Raw genomic sequence first — 19,281 nt, forward strand, 5'->3', positions numbered from 1 at the left:
GGCCTCTGAATCGGCCCATGGGTCTGCAGCCCAGCCGAGCGATAGGATGTGCCAGTCCGTTTTACTTGCTGGCAAGCTACTCCATTCTTGGAATAATCTCACCCCACAAACCTAAAGGCCGGAGCGGTCAAATCACCCCCTTCCGCAAGTATCCTAACCTGGTGAAAGGGAAGAACGTAGACGCACCCAATCAGCAATGGGTAAGCGATATCACGTACTTGCCCCTGCCTCGTGGGTTCGCGTACCTGAGTTTGATCACCGATGCCTATTCACGAAAAATAGTCGGTTGGGCGCTGCATCCTACTTTAGAAATGGTAGGGCCATTAAGTGCGTTGAAGATGGCTTTGAAAGCCAATAAAGCAAGGCAGCACTTGATTCACCACAGCGCCGGCTGCCCGGTCGGACCGGGGCGTTCAGTATTGCTGTCATGCGTATACGGGTCTGTTACGGAAAAACAAGATTGCCATTAGCATGACTGAACAGGGCGATCCGTACGAGAATGCATTGGCTGAACGAGTCAATCGGACCATAAAGGAGGATATGTTACTCAACCGGGGCTTTGTCACTTACGCAGCAGCCGAAGAAGGGGTTCAACGAGCGATTGAGAACTACAATCAGTTACGACCGCATCGGAGCTGTGACTATTACACCCCCGACCAAGCGCATCGAATGCAAGGTGAGTTAATCAAGAAGTGGCGGGTAACGAAACGTCGGCAAGCAGCCAAAATGCGATCGATAGACTCAATGTCGGCTGCATAAAAATGAATCTAAATCTGTCAAGTAAAATCAGGGTAATACAATAAACTATTTTAATAGTTATTCTACGGTCATTATAGTTATATTGCAATGCTTTGTAAATCTTCTAACTGTTCTTAATCATGAGGTCTTCACTAACCGCTTCTAAAACTGCCTTACTCGTAGTAATATCTTCTTTAGCTTTTGTCTCGTCAGGCTGTCAGAAAGAGTATGAACAGGATTTGGAAACTATTCAGAATCAGTGGGCTGGTTCTAGTAGCGACCTAATGGTCAATCATGGGAAGGTGGTGATTAAATTAGAGCCACATGGCAGTATACGGGCCAAAGTTTTTCAAGGCCAGATACCAGTTTACGAATTTATTTTAGATCGAGAAAAGCAACAGAATTTGCTAACGAATACGATTGACAATGCTGATGTCTACCTGACCGGAGAGCATCGGGATGGCTTGGTGATCGACGATTTACAAAGCAGGACGCGTTACGTATTATCGTTTTATGATGTTGCCAACCGACTGAAGGACATTCCTACTTCGCAGCCTAAAACCATTTTCATTAAGGGCTATGCAATGGGGTTAGCTCCTTACACACAATCAGTTGCACTCAACTCATATTGAGTCAACGACAAGTTGACTATATTTCTGTCTTTATTCTCTTTACATAAAGTTAGTTATAAAACTGGGCTTGCAAGAGTACAAACTACTGGCTATTAATCAAATAATACTTTTCTGAGATTTGTCGTCGTACTTTAATGAGTAGCTATCCTGATCATTTTAAAAATTTATTTAGAATAGTAACCTTGCTCACTTTGTTATACGCAGGTGTTGAAAATTACTTAGCTGATACCTTTTGGAATGTAAAGAACTTGGCCCACTTTATACCGTTTATCGTTGTTTTACTGGCCTACAGATTTGGAGCTTTTTACCGGCCAATCAAGTTCGATTCAGAGTTTTTCTACGTAGAGAACAGCCAGAATAGGATTCCCCTCTCCAGCATTCAGTCAATTAAGCTCACAGAGCTGTCTGATGTGTACAATACCCGCTACTAGCAAGTAACGTACTTAACAGATCAACTTGATTCTGTTCGCGTTCTACCTTCTGTTATAGATGATGGCTTCCTTAGATTTATCGAAGCCGTAAAAGAAGCGAACCCGTCTGTTAACACTGATGCTTTTGAGTTCAAGCTATACTTCGGTTTTCTACCTAAAGTACGTTGGGAGAAAAGTACAAACTAGCTATTCATCAATGATTTGCACTTCTCTAAGCCTAGTTTTATAACTATGAATATGTAAAGAAATTTTTCTTAGAAACGTTCAGAGTTATTAAATCAATCGGTTCTGGATTTTATACTAAACAGAATCTCCTCCAAGGAGCGCTTTTATGAGGTAGCCTATCCAAAACAACCCACTCAAAACCTATCAAAGATAGTACTCTCTTTTCTTTTGTAGGATGATCTGAGAAGTAGATAAATACCATAGGCAGTCAGCAAAAGACCTGAGCATAGTAAAGCAAATAAGCCTACAACAAGGGAATATGCAAACGGGCCTCTTTCATCGGCATACATATAGAGAATAGTAGTTTCGGATTACCGTTGGACTCCCGGCCGCCCGGCGCTTCGGTGGTTCTACTACTACGCTGGTTTCTTCAATGTGCAATAGACCCGAAGTTGATTGATACGGTTGGAAAGGTAAACACTTGTGGTGTCTGAAACATTTGCCCAAGCAAAAAGCCCGGATCAGTACGTCCAGGCTTTTTGCTGTTTTCAATACAATCCGTAGCGTTAGCTTATTTCGTCTCCACCAGATTTGGAGCCAGCCAACGTTGCGATACGTTCAGCGTGTAATCTATAAAGGCACGGGCGGTTCGTTCGTACACCTCGTGTCCAATAAATTGTCCGTTCTCGTCCAGGTTCTTATCCGTCTCGTGCGATTCGTACAACTTTGGCGATACGATTGAATAGCTGTTGGTGAAGCTGATGATTTTATTGACTACGGTCGTCATATCTAGCGCGGGCTGACGACCTCCCCGTCCGTTTGAGATGCCGACCATGGCGAACACTTTGTTCTCGAAAAGGTGCTTAAACGCGGGACCGCCGAGCTGATGGATGGTGTTTGTGGCCTGCGGAGGAGCCGTCCAATTGTATTCGGGCATGGCAAAGATGACCAGATCGGCCCCTTCCCAGGCGCTGATCAACTCCTGCTGGAAGTTGGTCAGGCTGTCTTTTTTAACCGATCCTTGTCCCACAAAGGGTATGTCGTAGTTCTCGAAGTTGACAATCGAAACATCGTGCTGGCTGGTTTCAGTCAGTACGTGTCGGACGTAATTGGCAAAACGCAGTGAATTGCTGTTTTTGCGCGATGAAGTGGAAATTAAGGCGATGTTCATTGCGTCAGGTTGAATCAATTTGGTCTAGTAACTACAAGGTTAAGCGATTAGTTTCTTGATAAAACCAGGCTGACGTTGCAACGTATTCAATAGGAGGTGGGTCCTTTCTATTAGTGGAGTTAGGATAGATAGACCCTCTGTGTAGCTCTAGGTTATAATCTCAGCTTTCACTTAACGATAAAGCCATGAAACTAATCGCATGTTTGCTCTTACTAGGCGTGTATGCTTATGTACAGGTACCGGCAACGGCCATTCGACATGGACACACCTCAATGCGGAGCGATTCTATGCCGTCTGTCTTTCCGCCGGACTTGATGCCAAATATAGGAGCGAACAACTCGTTTTATCGGTATAAGAGTGATCTACCAAACGTAGTACGGGCTACCCTGGATAATATGCCCGTGAAAGTGCCTGATTCATCAATACAGTATTCAGCATTGCCAGTGCTGCCAACCTACCCCAAACCAAATCAACCGGCCGTTCCCTTCATAAAACCACTGCCGCCGGTCTTGCCAAAACACTGGAAGAAAGACTAATAAAGAGGTCATCATTTTTCGACGAACAACCGGGCATTTTGGGCAGAAAATACAACTTTCCCGCCTTTGTAAATCAATTGTTTGGTTTGGGCAGTGTTCGTTGATATTGTAATAATGTGCGAGCTATTAATGATTGTTACATCGGTGCTTGTTGGTACGCGTCCGCATGACCAGGTAGTCGAGCTTGTCCACTCACCCGACTGGGCTGACTCGCAAACGCTGACAGTTAGAGGGCTGGTCTGGAGGTAGGCCAGTATGGCGCTTTGGCCATTTGGCGTTGTACTGCCCCAAGATGGTGCGTTGGCCGTTGGTACGGCGTTGCCCAACGATGTGCCTGGGCTACTCGTGTTTTCTTTATGCATACCCAGCGCTAACACCCCATTGGCGACGGGAAGCACGTTATACAACTCGGTATTATCACCACCGGCACCGGTGGCCGGGTTGAACTGACCGGTAATGAGCGAACTGTAACTAACCGATGACAGATCGGGTTTGTAGATGCGCACAAACTGACTCCAGGGCGAAGTTCCCTGACCAGGCTTTACGTTCTTTTGAAAGGCGTTGGCGGTGGTAATCGTTTTTCGACCCGCACAGACTACGCATACCGCCCCATCGTCGGTGACTTTTACATCCGTACAGCGGGTCGTGTTCAGATTGGGCCAGCCACCATTGGGATTTGGCCATCCATCCAGGTTAGGATCAGTCAAGGCGGCTCCGTAGTTGTTGCTTCCTTCATTAAATTCGCCCAGGTAAGTGCTATTCGTCAGGGTGCCGTCGCCCAGTTTAAATTTGCCCAGCCAGCTCAGGTGAATATTGCCGTTGTTACCCGTAAACTGATTTTGGAAACCCGTCCCGCCTGGATTAGCCGCTACGGTATTGCCTTCCCACAGGTTCTCAGAGTTGTTACCGTGGCTGCGGGCCAGTACCACCAGCGATGCCGACGAAACCGGCTTTGAGTAATCAATGGCTAAATCATCTACGTATTGGTCGGGTGACGAGTTGACCAGAGTGCCATTTGGCCTGATTTCGTGATAGAGCCGACTCCACCAGATCAAGGTGCCGGAATTATCGTACGCCAACACGGCTGGTTCAAAATCAGGATTGCCGTCGGGCAGCACGCTTTTGATGTTCATACCGATGTAAAAAGCATTCGTCCGTCGGTCAATGACCAGCGCCGACGGACCATACACGAAGGTGGCGGCCGGGGAATAGCCCGTATAGCCCTGGCCACCCGCCCCTCCACCCGTAGATGGATCGCCTGGCCCGGAGAAGAAAGCGTCCAGCGGCCACTTTCCTTTTCGGGTACCCCCGTTGCCATCGGGTTGAACCAGGTTATAATCGTCCAGTGTCCATGAGCGCAGATCGCAGCGCCCAGCCCGCTTGAAAATGATGCTGCTATAACTGATGGCACTGGTACCGCCCGGTGCTGCCGACGCTAACCCCGCAAATTCAGAACCCGTTTTGAGTTTATGATAGCGCCAGTTCGGAACGACCTCGGCTACGCCGTTAGCGTCTAACCGGCGGGCTTCGGCCCAGTCATACCCGTGCGATTCCCCCCACATATACACCACTTTACCATCGGAACCCACATCCCAGGGATGGTACGTTTTGGGGTAACCAACGGCCCACAACGGCACGGCCCAGGCCAGATCGGTGGGGATGCCACTCACGAAGTTATTGTTTAGTTTCGCGATGAAGTAGCCACCATTGTTGGCTTTGGTATCGCTGGTGTTTCCCGAAATAAATACCTCCCCCGTTGGTTGGCCAGGAGTACTGGAGACCTTAATAAAGCGCACGTCCTCGACAGCTCCTTTCGGAAAATGAACTACCTGAAGAATCGTTTTCAGGTCACTGCTCAAGTGTAAGATAAAGCCAATTTTATTGGTGCCGGTACCGTTCTTGATCCCCTGAGGATTGAGCACCTGCCGGGGAACTCCCGACGCAACCCAATTTAGATCATCGGCATAGCCGCCAACCAGGTAATTTCCATTCGTCAGGCGAAGCGCATCATAAAACACTTCTTTTCCGGTACCTCCTGCATACGTAACCACCGATTGGGCGTTCAGGATTTGGCCGCCGAAATTACCTGCCAGCCACAGTAAAGTAAATAATGCGTACCATCGACGCGTGTAGCTGTATGACATCATAGCCAAAACAGGGTAAAAGTTACCGGTTAACAATTTGCATAGATCGCTTCCAGGGTTTGCCGAAGTTGTTCAATACTCGACTCCGACAGCCCTCGTAAGGCCGTGCTCCGATACTGATGTACAATGGGCGTAACGGCCTTCAGCAACGCCTGGCCCTGGGGCGTAATGGTACGGTCGACCCGGCGCCGGTCTTGCTGACTCGTATTTTGAACGAGCAGGTCCTTCTTGACTAGTAAGTCAATAATGCGGGCTACGGATGCCTGATCCTTGAAGACTCGCTCGGCAATTTCGGTCTGCCCCAGCGCGGGCGACTCCTGAATTATGTTTAATACCAACCACTGATCGATGGTAATAGGCAGACCGGCCTGATCAATACTACTCTGGGCAAATTGCCGGTAGCGTTTAATCGTCTTTTCGAGCACGTAAAAAATAACATCATCGAGCATAAGGTTGTCACGGTAGGTAAGTTAGTCACTACAAGTATATCTAAACTTGTCGGAATCCAACCGTTCATCCCCAAAATAGTTCGTTCACCCTGCTTTTTGCTCAATTCATTCTAAATCCTTGTCTTTAATTAAATGATATATCATAGGTTTGTTCCCGGCGATTGTAGTGCCGCTTATTTATGAAAACACCGCTTTACCTAAACAGCTTTCTTGCTCGGCTTCTGCTACTCTTCACGTTAGTGCTGAGTCAGGTTGCTCTTGCCCAAACAACTGCTCACCTGCGGGGTAATATTCGGACGGAATCCGGATTAGCCGTTGAATTCGCTACGGTTACGCTCCACCGGGCGAGTGATTCGGTCGTGGTTAAGGCCGAATTTACCGATGCCGAAGGTGCGTATGCGTTTTCAATACCCTCTGCTGGACGTTATTACGTAGCGGCTTCACAAGTTGGCTTCGCCCGAGCTAAATCAGCGGTGGTCGACGTAGCAACGGGGGATCAAACTGTACCCGCCCTGGTGCTCCGGCCCAGTCAGAACACCACGTTGAACGAAGTGAAGGTCGTGGCGCAGAAACCGCTGTACGAGCGACAAGCTGATCGTACCGTCGTGAATGTAGAAGGTAGTTCGCTGGCAGCCGGAAATACATCTTTAGACGTGCTGGCCCGCTCACCGGGCGTGACGGTCGATAACAACGACAACTTAGCCCTGCGTGGTCGGCAGAACGTTTTGGTACTCATCGACGGCAAACGCCAGCCCATGACCGGCTCGGAGTTGGCTGATTATCTGCGGGCGTTACCGGCCGATCAGTTAAAAAGCATTGAACTAATCACCAATCCACCCGCTAAATACGACGCGCAGGGCACGGCAGGGGTTATCGCTATCAATCTCCGGAAAGACCAGCGCCTAGGGACCAATGGCACAATACAGGCCAGCTACGGACGTAGCCAGTACGACAAATACACGGCGGGTGTCTCGCTTAACAATCGGCGGAAAGGGCTGAACCTGTTTGGATCTTATAATTATGCCAACCGGGATGGCCTCGCGCAACTGGATATCCACCGCGACTTCTTTCGGTCTGCCGATGCGGCCGTCGACCCGAACCGCCAACAGACGCTGACGGGTAGTAGCGACCAGATTAACCGGAGCCGGATGAATTTCCTGTCGCATTCGGTACGGGCCGGATTCGACTATACGCTCTCGAAACGAACCGTGCTGGGTGCGGTGGGTAGCTACCAGCAAAATCGTGCGCCGGGCCAGCTTGGCGAGAACCAAACGACGCTTTACGACGCTGGCGGCCAGCCAACGGACATCTACAACGCGCGTAATATCCGCAGCTTTGTTTCGCCGAATGGCTCGGCCAATCTGAATTTCAAACACACGTTTGCCGACTCATCGAACAGTCCGGAACTGACGGCTGATGTTGATTATGCCCGTTACCGCACGAGCCGCCTGCAACAGTTATCGACCACCTACACTTTGTCTAATCGCAGTAGTACGTTGTTGGACGGTGACCAGCAGGGTGACCTGACAATTGTGTCAGCCAAAGCGGATTACACGCGTCCGCTCGCCCGACGGAGCCGGATCGAAGCGGGGGTGAAAGCCAGCCGCGTATCGTCTGATAACGATGTGGTGTTTCGCCTAACCGAAGGTTTTCTGACAACGATTGACCCTAACCGGTCAAACCGCTTCAAGTACGACGAAACCATTTTAGCTGCCTATGGAAACTGGAACCGTACATTAGCCAAAACAACGCTTCAGTTTGGCCTGCGCGTTGAGCAGACGATAGCTGAAGGACGACAGGCCGTGGGCGACAGTAGCTTCAGCCGTCGGTACGCGCAGTTGTTCCCCAGCGCAGCCATCAAACGGACGTTGAGCAAAAATCATGAGCTGAATCTGACCCTGAGCCGTCGGATTAATCGACCATCGTACGGGCAGTTGAATCCATTTCGCATCATCATCGATCCGACTACAGCTGGCTCAGGCAATCCCAACCTACGTCCCGAAACTAGCTACAACCTCGAACTGACGCATACGTTCAAGGGGACGTTTAGCACGGGATTGAGCTATGCCCGTACGAGCCTGCCCATCATTGGGGTGGTGCAACCCGAAACCGACTCGACGGTGTTGTCGACCAGCGTAAACCTCAACCGGCAGGATTATTTCGCTTTGACAATTACAGCACCTGTACAACCCGCTAAATGGTGGCAGATGTACAACAATGCCGTGTTCTATTACAGCCACTTTGTGGGCAACTTGGCGGGTACTTCGCTGAACAAAGGTCGCCCGGCGTTTAACCTGAGCAGTAACCACACCTTTACGTTCGGCAAGGGTTGGTCGGCCGAGCTGAACGGCAGCTTCCAGTCGGGGGAGCAGTACGGTTTTCTACGCGTACAACCCAATGGTCAGGTAACCGCTGGGTTGCAAAAAGCCCTTTGGGACCGGAAAGGAACCCTGCGCATAAACGTAGCGGATGTGTTCTTTACGCAGAAAGTACGGGCTGTGTCGGCTTACGATAACTATATCGAGCGGTTTTACCAGCGCCGGGATTCGCGGGTCGCCACCGTTTCGTTTTCGTACCGGTTTGGTAATGACAAAGTTACGCCTATACGCCGACGCACGAGTGGTGCCGAAGACGAAAAACGTCGGGCCGGAGGAGCGTAGAAAACTGTGAGGTCAAGAGTGGTCAGAAGGTTATTAGGTATTGTCATTGATTGATAAAGAGCGAACGACTCCTGACCATACCTCGTAACCCCTGCCCACTACCTTAATGCCTGTGCCAGATCCGCAATCAGATCCTCGGCATGCTCAAGCCCAATGGACAGCCGAAGAAGGTTGACGGGGGTTGATGAGTTGGCGCCCTCGGAACTGGCCCGATGCTCAATTAAACTCTCAACGCCCCCCAGACTGGTGGCTCGTGTAAACAACGTTAGCTTGCCAATAAACTGTAACGCTTCTTCAGCTCCTCCTTTTATCTGTACGGAAACCATAGCGCCTGGTCCGTTCATTTGCTGATGAACAATCGCTCGGTCGGGATGGGTTGACAAACCTGGATAATGGAGTTGCTCAACCGCCGGATGATCGCTTAAAAAGTCAGCAACAACTTGCGCCGTAGCCATCTGCGCCCGCATACGAACGCCCAAGGTTTTAATGCCCCGGCTCACCAACCAGCAGTCGAACGGCGAAGGAACCGCCCCTGATAAGCTCTGTAGCGTCCGGACACGCTGCGTAAATTCGTTGTTGGTTTTAAACACTAACGCTCCACCCAATACGTCGCTATGCCCGCTCAGGTATTTGCTGGTCGAGTGCATCACCACATCGCAGTTCAGTTCTAAAGGACGCTGGAGTACGGGAGTCGCCCAGGTGTTGTCGCAAACACAAAGGGCGTCGGCTTCATGCGCCAGCCGCGCCACCGATAGCAAATCCGTAATGGCCAGCATGGGGTTAGAGGGCGTTTCGCACCAAACAATTCGAGTGTTTTCGTGAATGGATGCCTGCACGGCGTCGAGGTCTCGCATGTCTACACGGGTATACGTAAGGCCCCAGGGGTGAAATACCTGCTCAAGCAGGGCGGGCGTACCGTAATACGCTTCGGTAGACAGCAACACATGGTCGCCCGGTCGAAGTGCCTGAAGGAGGGTCATCGTAGCTGCCTGCCCTGAGCTAAAGGCCATGCCAACCGCTCCACCTTCCAGCACCGCCAGGGCTTTCTCCAGCGCTTCGCGGGTCGGATTGTTGTTGCGAGCGTATAGGTAATTGGCTGGCAACTCGTTTGTTTCGTTGCGAGCAAAGGTTGTTGATAGATGGATAGGCGAAACAACCGCACCGGTCGCAGGGTCAGGTGCATGGGAAGCATGGAGCGCAATCGTATCGAAATGCATACCGTATAATCAGAGTAAGATAAGTCAGCGGGTTACTAAATCTGCCGAGCGCTAAAAATAGACAGGAATACTGAGTTGCTTGTCATTCGTTAGCCTACCGAATAGAAACTTAGGTTAGTAACAACAAACAGAAAGGAATAGTGAGGAATTAAATTATATTATGTTTGTTTAAAAAATCTTGTTTATGTTTATTTATGAGTTTATTATGTGCCTTATTCTGCTAATCTAGCTCTTTGATGCCTTACCTGGACCTGTACACCGAACCGCTAACAGCCAGAACGGCCGCTCACTTGCTTCGCCGGGCTACCTTTGGGCCGACGCAAACCGAAATAACTAACTTTACCGGGGTAACGGCTACGCAGGCGGTGCAGCAACTGATCAGCAATGCTAATTATTCGCCCCCGCCCCCAGTCGACCTGGACAGCACCAAACCAACGGCGGGGCAGACGTATCTGGACAAACCCTTCAACGGGGATCGAAATTTCGACTTCGGGCACTATCTACGTTATTGGTGGTTAGGCTTAATGACCTCCCAAACGGCCCCGCCAAGCCTGCTCGATAAACTGACGCTTTTCTGGCAGAATCACTTCGTAACCACCCGCGAAGTGGTCGATGATTACCGGTTTGTGAATCAGTATCTGCTCCTGCTGCGAAACAACGCGCTGGGCAACTTCAGGACTTTGGTCACCAGAATCAGCAAAGAACCCGCTATGCTACGTTACCTGAATGGTAACGAGAATGAAGTAGGCAAACCCAACGAAAATTACGCCCGCGAACTTCAGGAGCTATTTACGGTAGGAGCGGTTGATTTCGCCGGGAATAAAAACTACACCGAAGATGATATAAAGGCCGCAGCCAGGGTGCTCACCGGCTGGAAGTACACCAACTACTGGGTAGTCGGGTCAACCAGTTTTACAACGACGTTTGCCGACAGCAAGCACGACAAAACAGATAAACAGTTTTCGGCCAAGTACAACAATACGATTATCAAAACACCCGCAGCAGGTACCGTACCTCAGGGCAAAACGACCGGTGATGTTGAACTAGACAGTTTGGTGACGATGCTGCTCAAGCATCCCCAAACCCCCCGGTTCATTTGCCGAAAGCTGTACCGCTGGTACGTTAATCCGAACGTAACGCAGGCCATTGAAGATAACGTAATTGGGCCACTGGCTACGTTTTTTGCGAGTCCGGCGAATGATTATGCCATTCAGCCGGTCATCGTCAAGCTGCTGACAAGCCAGATCCTTTTCGACGAAGCCAATATCGGGGCTATGATTAAGTCGCCCGCTGAGCTGGCCGTTGGTGCCCTGCGATTTTTTAACCAGCCCGTGCCGGACATGACCACGGACTATGCCGCGTTCAAGACGTATTTCGACTTTGTATTCTGGCGAATGCGTGATTTGCAGCTGGCGTTAATCGACCAGCCCACGGTGTTCGGCTACGAACCTTATTACCAGACTGGCTATTCCAAAATCTGGATGAACACCACAACCATCGCTCTGCGCAGCGACTATACTGATGCGTTTATCTGGCGATGGCTTACCGTAAAGCCTGGGTATAAAATGGGCATCGACGTAGTGGCCTGGGCGACGGCGCTCCAGCCCAATTTCTCGGATGTGACCGGAACGCCCGCTATTTCCTGCGTTGATGTGCAGAATGGCTTTTCTAAGAACTTGTTTGCCAGAGAGTTGTATCAGTCGCAGAAGGATTTTTTGATTGATACAATCATGATGCAGGGCATTCCGCGCTCCTCCTGGACATTTGAATGGAATGCCTACCGCCGGGCGCCAACCGATACAAATAAGAGAAATGCCGTCACCTGGCGCTTGCAGAACCTTATGAAGTATATGCTCCGAATGGCTGAATACCACCTCTTTTAACAGAAAAGCCACCGACTAACTGACCTATTTTCGTATGAAACGCAGAGACTTTTTAGCGTCGGCTTCGGCAAGCGTACTTCCCGTTATGCTGAATGGCTTTGGCCTGAAAGCCATGAATCGGCAGTCGGCTCTGGTGCAGGCGCTGCTGGGAACCACGGCCCTTAACAACGACCGGGTGTTGGTGATCGTGTATTTGAATGGCGGTAACGATGGGCTGAACACGGTGATTCCTGTCGATCAGCTATCGGCCTATAACGGGCTACGTAGCAATATCGCTATACCACAAAACAAAATTCTGACGTTAGAAGGCAATCAGGCAACGGGACTCCATCCGGCTATGACGGGTATGCGGGATTTATACAACGAGGGTAAATTGTCCATTATTCACTCCGTATCGTATCCCAACCCCGATCAGTCGCATTTTCGCTCGACTGACATCTGGATGACGGCCGTCGACGCTAACCAGACGTCTGCGTCGGGCTGGGCCGGACGCTATCTGGAAAACTCCTTCCCGGGTTATCCCGCCAATTATCCCAATCCGCAAATGGAAGACCCGCTGGCCATTCAAATCGGCTATTTGACCTCAACCGCACTGCTTGGGAGTCAACAATCGATGGGAATTGCACTCAACGATCCGAATAGTTTCTACCAATTGGTTGGTTCAGGTGATGCCGCATCACCCACCGATGTACCCTGTTGCGATGCGGGCGACCTGATTACGTATATCCGTAAGCAACAGGCCCTTTCGGTAGGGTACGCCGGTGAAATCAAGCGAGCGGCCGACGCGGGCAAAAACCTGGCGACGTATCCTGATGCGACGGCTAAAAACTCCCTGGCCGATCAGTTGAAGATTGTGGCCCGGCTGATTCACGGTGGGCTCAAGACAAAAATCTACTTTGTGTCGCTGGGTGGATTTGATACGCACGCCAGTCAGGTCGATAACAGTGACACTACCCAGGGAGAGCATGCCAGTTTGCTGGGTAAGCTTTCGGTGGCGATCTCGACCTTCCAACAGGACTTAAAATTGCAGGGGCTTGAAGATCGGGTCGTAGGTATGACTTTTTCCGAGTTTGGACGGCGGGCCAATTCCAACAACTCGAAAGGAACCGACCACGGTATTGCTGCGCCGATGTTTGTATTTGGTACCAGTGTGAAACATCGCACCATTGGCCAAAACCCAAACTTATCGAACCTGACTGGCCAATGGGGAGATAAAGAAATCGATATGCAAATTGATTTCCGACGAGTGTATTCCGATGTCCTCAACGACTGGTTCGGTACGGCCCGTTCGACGACCGATACGCTGCTGTTCCGCAATTTTCCGACAACGTCGCTGTTTTCCAACATGGTCGAAACCGTTGCCTCGGGCGATTGGATGGACCGAACGCGCTGGACCGTTGGCCGGGTTCCGTTTGCGAATGAATACGTTAAAATCAACGCTGGGCATACGCTGACGGTCGGGCAAACGGTTACCGTCAAAAATATCAGGTTAGAGGGGCTGCTGAAATTTACCGGCCCTTACTCCATTCGGATGACTGGATAGGGTTAGATCTGGCGCTCTCTGACGAGGTGCGCTGCTTATGCGAAATTCTGCTACCTTTACGCTGATCGTATGCAAGCATACTATTAGCTATGGAACAAACCTATCAGTCTTTATCATTCGAGCAAGCCAACGGCGTGCTGACTGTCTCGCTGCTCGGACCAGGCAAGGGAAACGCCATGGGGCCGGAGTTTTGGGATGAACTGCCCAAAGCCATGGATGAAATCAACCGAATGGCCGAGGTACGTTGTGTTGTCTTCCGGGGCAGTGGCGATCACTATAGCTACGGCCTTAACGTCGCGCAGATGATGCCTCGCCTGAGCGCCATGACCACGGGAGCCGTCATGGCGCATCAGCGGGTTAACCTCATGGCCCAAATTCGGCAAATGCAGTTGGGTTTCCAAAAGATGCATCAATCACCGAAGCCCGTGATTGCTGCCGTACACGGCTGGTGCATTGGCGGGGGCGTAAATATGATTGCCGCTGCGGATATCCGGCTATGCTCACGTGAGGCCAAATTCAGCCTTCGCGAAGCAAAACTGGCTATCACGCCCGACATTGGTGGCTTGCAATGGCTACCGCCCATCATTGGGCAGGGATTCACGCGGGAGATGGCGTTCACGGGGGCTGACTACGACGCTGCCTTCGCTGAACGTATTGGACTGGTTAACCACGTGTACGACACGCCCGAGGCTCTGTTCGAGGCTGCCGCAGCCCTGGCCGGTCAGATTGCTGACAACCCCGCCACGGCTGTGCAGGGAGCCAAACAAGTGCTTAATTACAGCCTGAACAAATCCATCGAAGATGGGCTCCAGTACGTTGCCGTCTGGAATTCAAGTCAGTTGCAATCTGACGACTTCAGCGAGGCCATGCAGGCAACGCTCGAAAAACGAAAAGCCGAGTTCAACAAGAAAACAAACCGAGGATATTAAAGAGTGAAAAACTGAATGAGCGAAAGAGTGGTTTGTCTGTTCGCCCTTTCAGTCTTCCGCTCTTTCACTCTTTCACTCAATATGACTACAGGAATGCTGCGCGATGATGCGCTAAAGGGGAAAGTAATTATTGTAACCGGTGGTGGCACCGGGCTTGGTAAGTCAGTAAGTCGGTATTTGCTTCAACTGGGAGCTAATGTTACGATTTGCAGCCGCCGTCAGGCCGTTCTGGATCAAACAGCTGAGGAACTGATGACCGAAGTTGGCCGAACAGATGGGTATGGGCAAGTGCTGGCTGTTCAATGCGATGTTCGTAACCCACTCGACATAGAAAATGTTATCAACAAAACCGTCGAGAAGTTTGGTAAGATTGATGGCTTATTGAATAATTCGGCTGGTAACTTTATCAGCCCCACCGAACGCCTGTCGTACAAAGCCTTCGATACGATTGTCGACATTGTCCTTCGCGGCACCTACTACTTTACACTGGCAGTGGGCAAATACTGGATCGAGAACAAAATTCCCGGTACAGTGCTCAATATTTCGACAACCTACGCTACAACTGGTTCGGGTTACGTAGTGCCGTCGGCGGTAGCGAAGGGGGGCGCGTTGATCATGACGAAATCACTGGCGGCTGAATGGGGTAAATATGGTATTCGGCTCAACGCCATTGCGCCCGGCCCGTTCCCAACCAAAGGTGCCTGGGATCGGCTCTTTCCTGAACCGCTGGCCAGCATGATGGACCCAACCAGCCGAATTCCGCTCAAGCGGGTTGGGGAACACGGCGAATTGGCTAATCTGGCGGCTTATTTGTTATCTGATTACTCCGGCTACATTACGGGCGAAAGCATCACCATTGATGGGGGGGAGGTCTTGTCTGCCGGTGAATTTTCGCATCTCGAGAAAGTCACCGAGGAGCAGTGGGACATGATCGAAAGCACCATCAAGCAAGCCAACCGAGCCAGTAAAAAAGAAGGACAGTCGTAAGCGTTTAATTTCGTTTGTAGCCCCGACAGCATTTCGACGTACCGTTTCTGTTGGGGCTACAAACGCTATAACTTGGGTCGCTTGGCGGTTTCGTAGGGTTGCGCGACGGTACGCCGTCGCGGTCGCTTCTTTCACGCCTTAAAAGCGGTAATCTACAACTCATCGCTTATCGTATACGAGCTTCATCGTATTCTCGCGAGAGATTGAGCTCGGATTGACCTGGACAGAAATAGACTTTCCATCGTTAATCAACTTCCAAACCTCTGTTACTTTAAAATCTGGCTCCTCAGCGATTGTAGCGAACGATCTAACCGAGATAACCGTCATCGTCTGGCCATCAGCTGACCACCTTGCGGTAGACTTCTCCCTTGGACTTCCGACAACAATAGCTTCGCTTTCTTTCCCGTCGAAGAATAGTTTCTCTTGTCTTGTAATCAAGGCTCCGTTAGAAGACGAGTTCACTACTTCTACAGTTAGAAAATCTGCATGTTCGGCTATTTTCATAGTTTTAGAAACTATATGATCCCTCTCTCCGAATATACAAATAGGAAACTGTCTATCAAGTTCACTCTCCGACTCATTTAGTTTCCATTCCCCAGAAAAGTTGGCGCGACCTGCGGCCATACTTGTTAGTTCGCAGGAGGTGATTACGCCTTTGGTTTCAGACTTACAAATATCTGTTGGTCGGTCAGTTTTATTTTGTTGTTTCCAGGCGGTGCAAAAAACAAACAAGAAGAACAAAGCATATACAGGTGCGTATTTCATCATTTTTTTCTTTTTCAGTACAAAAGAATCTCAACAAACTTAAATGCTTTTATGCTGAGTTTTAGTTAATGGCTTGTAAAAGAATGTTAATGAAACGTTAAAGCATCTTTTGTTGACTGCTGTGGCTTTTTGCTTTAAAGACTCAAGTAGTTAGACACAATGTACACAAATCTTGCCAATACAACTGTCTCACAATAAAGCTCTTATGCTAGGCGAATAAGCATCCATGTTGAGTGTCTGCTCTTAAATTGGAGCGTTTAATGAAACTATGTATTGTGATTTTACACGCTCATTGGTAAGCTATTCTAGCGTAAGACAGATCCAAAAGCGTTGACCGAGTTGACTTAAAAATCTAGGATAGCTGTTTTTGTGTATGTAAATATTTACTCGATGATCAAGATAATAGCCATTTAGCTCAATCCCAGTAAATGAGCGCAGTTAGCTAACAAAACTTTAGTGATTAATTGAGACAAGTGCCCCCATGAATGAGGAAATTCGATTGCTGAGTTACGGGTCAAAAGGTTAACCGGTAGAAAGGTATGGGTAGAAAACCTTGTTGATAAGCAGTCCCAATCGTGTTGGTGCGGGGGTTATAGGCCTGCATGAAAATGTTTTGATGGCCCGTAAAATTCTGTAAATCCAAGGCGTATTCGTGAGTCAGGCGACGGCGGTTTATCTTAAAACCCAGCTTTAAATCGGTTCGGAAATAGGCGGCCTTCTGACTCGAAAAAGCCTGGTTGTAGTCATCGACTTGTTGATGCTGAGTGGCCGAAGCCGACCGATTAACGGGCGTGACATACTTTCCCCCGGCGGTGGTTAGTTTCCAGTTTATGCTCAGTACATTTCCTTGTCTACCAACCCGAAATTCACGGCCCGTGAGCAGGTTTACTACGTAGTGATTGTTGAAAGGTGTATTGCGTTCAACGCCGTCACTACCTCTGTAAGTTGAGTTAAAGAGTAAAATCGTCGCCAGGAAATAGTAATTATTGGAAAAGAATTTTTCAAGCGTCAGTTCTAGCCCGTAGTTTCGCCCCGTGCCTCCATTAACCAGATTACCCCGGTTGACTGGACCAAAATCGTTACCCGTCGTCAGCATTGAAAAGTAACTGGGTGTCTGGTCAACAGGGACCTCAAATAGCCACTGGTGATACGCTTCTAGCTTCAATCGCACCGACTCCGTAAGCATTCGGTCATAACTAATTACCAGGTGATGACTACGCGTAAAGCCCAGATTTTTGTTGGTCAGCGCATATGAACTGTCTGGCTGACGCGTCTGGTAGAAGTAGGTTAGGATCGGCTGCATCAGGCTATGTTGAGTGAGCTGGTTGGGCCAAGTTGATAACTTAGTCCTAGTCTAGGCTCAAGAGCGGTGGAACCATTAAGGGTCAGATGCAAGAAAGCCAGGCCCGAATTCATCGTCCATCGCTTAGTGAACCGGTGCTTCCACTGACCATAGAGTTGAGTCAGCAACGTACTGCCCGTCGCATTCTGCGTTGACCGACTAATCGGGTAGAAATCCGCTGCCTGCAAGTTATACTGGATAACATCGGCAATACCCCCCACCGACAGGTTGTCTTTAGCCCCTATTTTGTGCAATAGAGAAGCATTGAGGGAAAGTTTGCGCTGCGTGTAGGTCGATTCGCTGTTGGGAATTTGCTGCTGGATTTCTTTCACTTTTTTATAAATCACCGTATCGCCATTGAACCATTGCTTGGTGCGGGAACCTGATAAAATCAGTTTCCCGTAGGTGCGCTTGGAAAACCGGTGTTGGTAAGAAATGGCTGCGATGTTGGTAGCGTACCTTACCCGGATATTATTGTTCTCGTTGCCATAGGTATCAGCCCGCTTAGCGGCTAAGAAAGGGATTGTCGTGGTGACTACGTGTACGGCGGTGTATGGCTTACCGCCAACGGTTCTGTCGAAAGCAAATTTAGTCCAGGTGTTGAAAGTTCAGCAGGAAAACCTTCAACTGCTCCGGGCCAACGGAGTGGTACTGGCCATCGGTAGCGACATGGTCAACGATTCCTCAGTGGAGGAAGCGGAGTATCTTCAAAAGCTGGGCATTTTTGATAACCTGACGTTATTGAAGATGTGGGCCGAAACCACGCCAAGGACGATCTTTCCTAAGCGGAAGATTGGCCAATTGCAGGAGGGCTTTGAAGCCAGCTTTCTGGCTTTAGCGGGAAACCCATTGATGGACTGGACTAACGTGCGAAAGATTAAAGTACGATTTAAACAGGGTAATTTGTTGGCGCCCTAGTAGAGCAACTTTGCCGAACAGGCAGCTTTTGTAAGAAGGCTGGTATGGGTAAGCTTATGAGAAAAATAGCTCACTTTTTTTGAAGGAGTGAGCATTAGTAAGACCAATTGCTGAGCATTGGTTAAAGTGATTTCTATTACGGATAAAAGCATTGTTTCATAAAAGGCTCAGTTTGGTGTTACATAGTGAGGCAAGTGACGGATTGTACGGTCCCGCAACGGCGTACCGTCCCACTGCCTACGAAACGGCAAAGTCACTCAACTTCTTCTGATACGCCAGGAATCGTAGACCGGGCCGGAACCCCAGCGTGATCTCTCCGGCATACTCATAGCCCATTCTAGGAAATAACTTTTGGGTGATGTGGTTTTCGGAGTTCGTGTCGATGCGTAAGTACGTGATGTTCCGATCGAGGGCGAGTTGCTCGGCCTGAGCCAACAAGGCTGCCGCTACACCTTTCCCCCGAAAGGCGGGGGCGACCGCCAGGCGGTGTGTGACAATGGCCCGTTGGCTAATGTCGAAGCCGACCTGTGCATATTCGGGTTCCTGATCTTCCGTAAGAGCAGCCACACCTGCTAGCTGACCGTTTATCTCGGCCACCCAAAGCTGATGCTTGGCAATGTCCTCGCTAAAAACGGTTTCGTTCGGGTAATGATTATCCCACTGAAAATTACCCGCTTCGTGCATGAGCGGCACCACATGTTGGAGCAAGATAATCAGAGCAGGCAAATCAGCAGGGGTAGCCGGTCGTATGGTCATTTGGGTATTAAGAGT

18 protein-coding genes are annotated in these 19,281 nt (G+C 49.7%); 10 read left to right on the top strand and 8 right to left on the bottom strand.

Annotated features, from left to right (window positions below; all coding sequences use genetic code 11):
* From ACFSUS_RS25730 to ACFSUS_RS25740, 3 genes are all read left to right on the top strand, one after another.
* Positions 1-470: transposase (locus ACFSUS_RS25730; RefSeq protein ID WP_381527326.1), on the top strand; the 470-nt coding region annotated here is incomplete at its 5' end.
* 1 nt (position 471) lies between these two features.
* Positions 472-759 carry an integrase core domain-containing protein gene (locus tag ACFSUS_RS25735; RefSeq protein WP_381527328.1) on the top strand — a complete coding sequence of 96 codons (288 nt, stop codon included), beginning with the start codon at positions 472-474 and terminating at the stop codon, positions 757-759.
* 119 nt (positions 760-878) lie between these two features.
* Complete coding sequence (locus ACFSUS_RS25740) at positions 879-1,370, top strand: hypothetical protein (RefSeq protein WP_381527330.1); 492 nt, start codon at positions 879-881, stop codon at positions 1,368-1,370.
* 1,167 nt (positions 1,371-2,537) lie between these two features.
* Here ACFSUS_RS25740 and ACFSUS_RS25745 read toward each other — a convergent pair.
* A complete protein-coding gene (locus ACFSUS_RS25745; protein ID WP_381527332.1) occupies positions 2,538-3,137 on the bottom strand; it encodes an NAD(P)H-dependent oxidoreductase in 600 nt (199 codons plus the stop codon).
* 185 nt (positions 3,138-3,322) lie between these two features.
* Here ACFSUS_RS25745 and ACFSUS_RS25750 point away from each other — a divergent pair, with 185 nt between their 5' ends.
* Positions 3,323-3,673, top strand: a complete 351-nt coding sequence (locus ACFSUS_RS25750; protein WP_381527334.1) for a hypothetical protein — start codon at positions 3,323-3,325, stop codon at positions 3,671-3,673.
* Between the two features lie 11 nt (positions 3,674-3,684).
* Here the strand turns inward: ACFSUS_RS25750 and ACFSUS_RS25755 are convergent, their stop codons facing one another.
* Both ACFSUS_RS25755 and ACFSUS_RS25760 read right to left on the bottom strand, forming a co-directional pair.
* Entirely contained in the window at positions 3,685-5,820 is a 2,136-nt protein-coding gene (locus ACFSUS_RS25755; RefSeq protein ID WP_381527336.1) for a hypothetical protein, read from the bottom strand.
* A gap of 26 nt (positions 5,821-5,846) precedes the next feature.
* Entirely contained in the window at positions 5,847-6,266 is a 420-nt protein-coding gene (locus ACFSUS_RS25760) for a MarR family winged helix-turn-helix transcriptional regulator (RefSeq protein WP_381527338.1), read from the bottom strand.
* Between the two features lie 179 nt (positions 6,267-6,445).
* Here ACFSUS_RS25760 and ACFSUS_RS25765 point away from each other — a divergent pair, with 179 nt between their 5' ends.
* The gene (locus ACFSUS_RS25765; RefSeq protein WP_381527340.1) at positions 6,446-8,926 is read left to right on the top strand and encodes a TonB-dependent receptor domain-containing protein; all 2,481 of its coding nucleotides are present in this window, start codon (positions 6,446-6,448) and stop codon (positions 8,924-8,926) included.
* A gap of 98 nt (positions 8,927-9,024) precedes the next feature.
* Here ACFSUS_RS25765 and ACFSUS_RS25770 read toward each other — a convergent pair whose 3' ends face one another.
* Positions 9,025-10,143, bottom strand: a complete 1,119-nt coding sequence (locus tag ACFSUS_RS25770) for a trans-sulfuration enzyme family protein (RefSeq protein ID WP_381527343.1) — start codon at positions 10,141-10,143, stop codon at positions 9,025-9,027.
* Positions 10,144-10,379: 236 nt separating this feature from the next.
* Between ACFSUS_RS25770 and ACFSUS_RS25775 the strand changes: the two genes are divergently transcribed.
* From ACFSUS_RS25775 to ACFSUS_RS25790, 4 genes are all read left to right on the top strand, one after another.
* Complete coding sequence (locus tag ACFSUS_RS25775) at positions 10,380-12,026, top strand: DUF1800 domain-containing protein (RefSeq protein WP_381527345.1); 1,647 nt, start codon at positions 10,380-10,382, stop codon at positions 12,024-12,026.
* A 34-nt stretch (positions 12,027-12,060) separates the two neighbouring features.
* Positions 12,061-13,569: a DUF1501 domain-containing protein gene (locus tag ACFSUS_RS25780; RefSeq protein ID WP_381527347.1), complete on the top strand. Its 1,509-nt coding sequence runs from the start codon at positions 12,061-12,063 to the stop codon at positions 13,567-13,569.
* An 89-nt stretch (positions 13,570-13,658) separates the two neighbouring features.
* Positions 13,659-14,498: a crotonase/enoyl-CoA hydratase family protein gene (locus tag ACFSUS_RS25785; RefSeq protein ID WP_381527349.1), complete on the top strand. Its 840-nt coding sequence runs from the start codon at positions 13,659-13,661 to the stop codon at positions 14,496-14,498.
* 81 nt (positions 14,499-14,579) lie between these two features.
* Positions 14,580-15,485, top strand: coding sequence for an SDR family oxidoreductase (locus ACFSUS_RS25790; protein ID WP_381527352.1), 906 nt, complete (start codon positions 14,580-14,582; stop codon positions 15,483-15,485).
* Positions 15,486-15,644: 159 nt separating this feature from the next.
* On the opposite strand, the gene ACFSUS_RS25795 is transcribed toward ACFSUS_RS25790, so the two are convergent.
* The 3 genes from ACFSUS_RS25795 to ACFSUS_RS25805 all read right to left on the bottom strand — a co-directional run bounded on the left by ACFSUS_RS25795 (position 15,645) and on the right by ACFSUS_RS25805 (position 17,924).
* On the bottom strand, positions 15,645-16,253 hold the full coding sequence (locus ACFSUS_RS25795) for a hypothetical protein (RefSeq protein WP_381527355.1): 609 nt from the start codon (positions 16,251-16,253) through the stop codon (positions 15,645-15,647).
* A gap of 511 nt (positions 16,254-16,764) precedes the next feature.
* Positions 16,765-17,553 (bottom strand): TonB-dependent receptor, encoded by a 789-nt coding sequence (locus ACFSUS_RS25800; RefSeq protein ID WP_381527357.1) that lies wholly within the window; start codon positions 17,551-17,553, stop codon positions 16,765-16,767.
* Positions 17,553-17,924: a hypothetical protein gene (locus ACFSUS_RS25805; protein ID WP_381527359.1), complete on the bottom strand. Its 372-nt coding sequence runs from the start codon at positions 17,922-17,924 to the stop codon at positions 17,553-17,555. Before ACFSUS_RS25805 ends, ACFSUS_RS25800 begins: the two co-directional genes overlap by 1 nt.
* A gap of 196 nt (positions 17,925-18,120) precedes the next feature.
* On the opposite strand from ACFSUS_RS25805, the gene ACFSUS_RS25810 reads away from it, so the two are divergent.
* Positions 18,121-18,510: an amidohydrolase family protein gene (locus ACFSUS_RS25810; protein WP_381527361.1), complete on the top strand. Its 390-nt coding sequence runs from the start codon at positions 18,121-18,123 to the stop codon at positions 18,508-18,510.
* A gap of 237 nt (positions 18,511-18,747) precedes the next feature.
* Here the strand turns inward: ACFSUS_RS25810 and ACFSUS_RS25815 are convergent, their stop codons facing one another.
* Entirely contained in the window at positions 18,748-19,266 is a 519-nt protein-coding gene (locus ACFSUS_RS25815) for a GNAT family N-acetyltransferase (RefSeq protein WP_381527363.1), read from the bottom strand.
* Between the last annotated feature and the right edge of the window lie 15 nt (positions 19,267-19,281).

Source organism: Spirosoma soli (genome assembly GCF_042684525.1).
Taxonomy (GTDB): Bacteria; Bacteroidota; Bacteroidia; order Cytophagales; family Spirosomataceae; genus Spirosoma; species Spirosoma soli.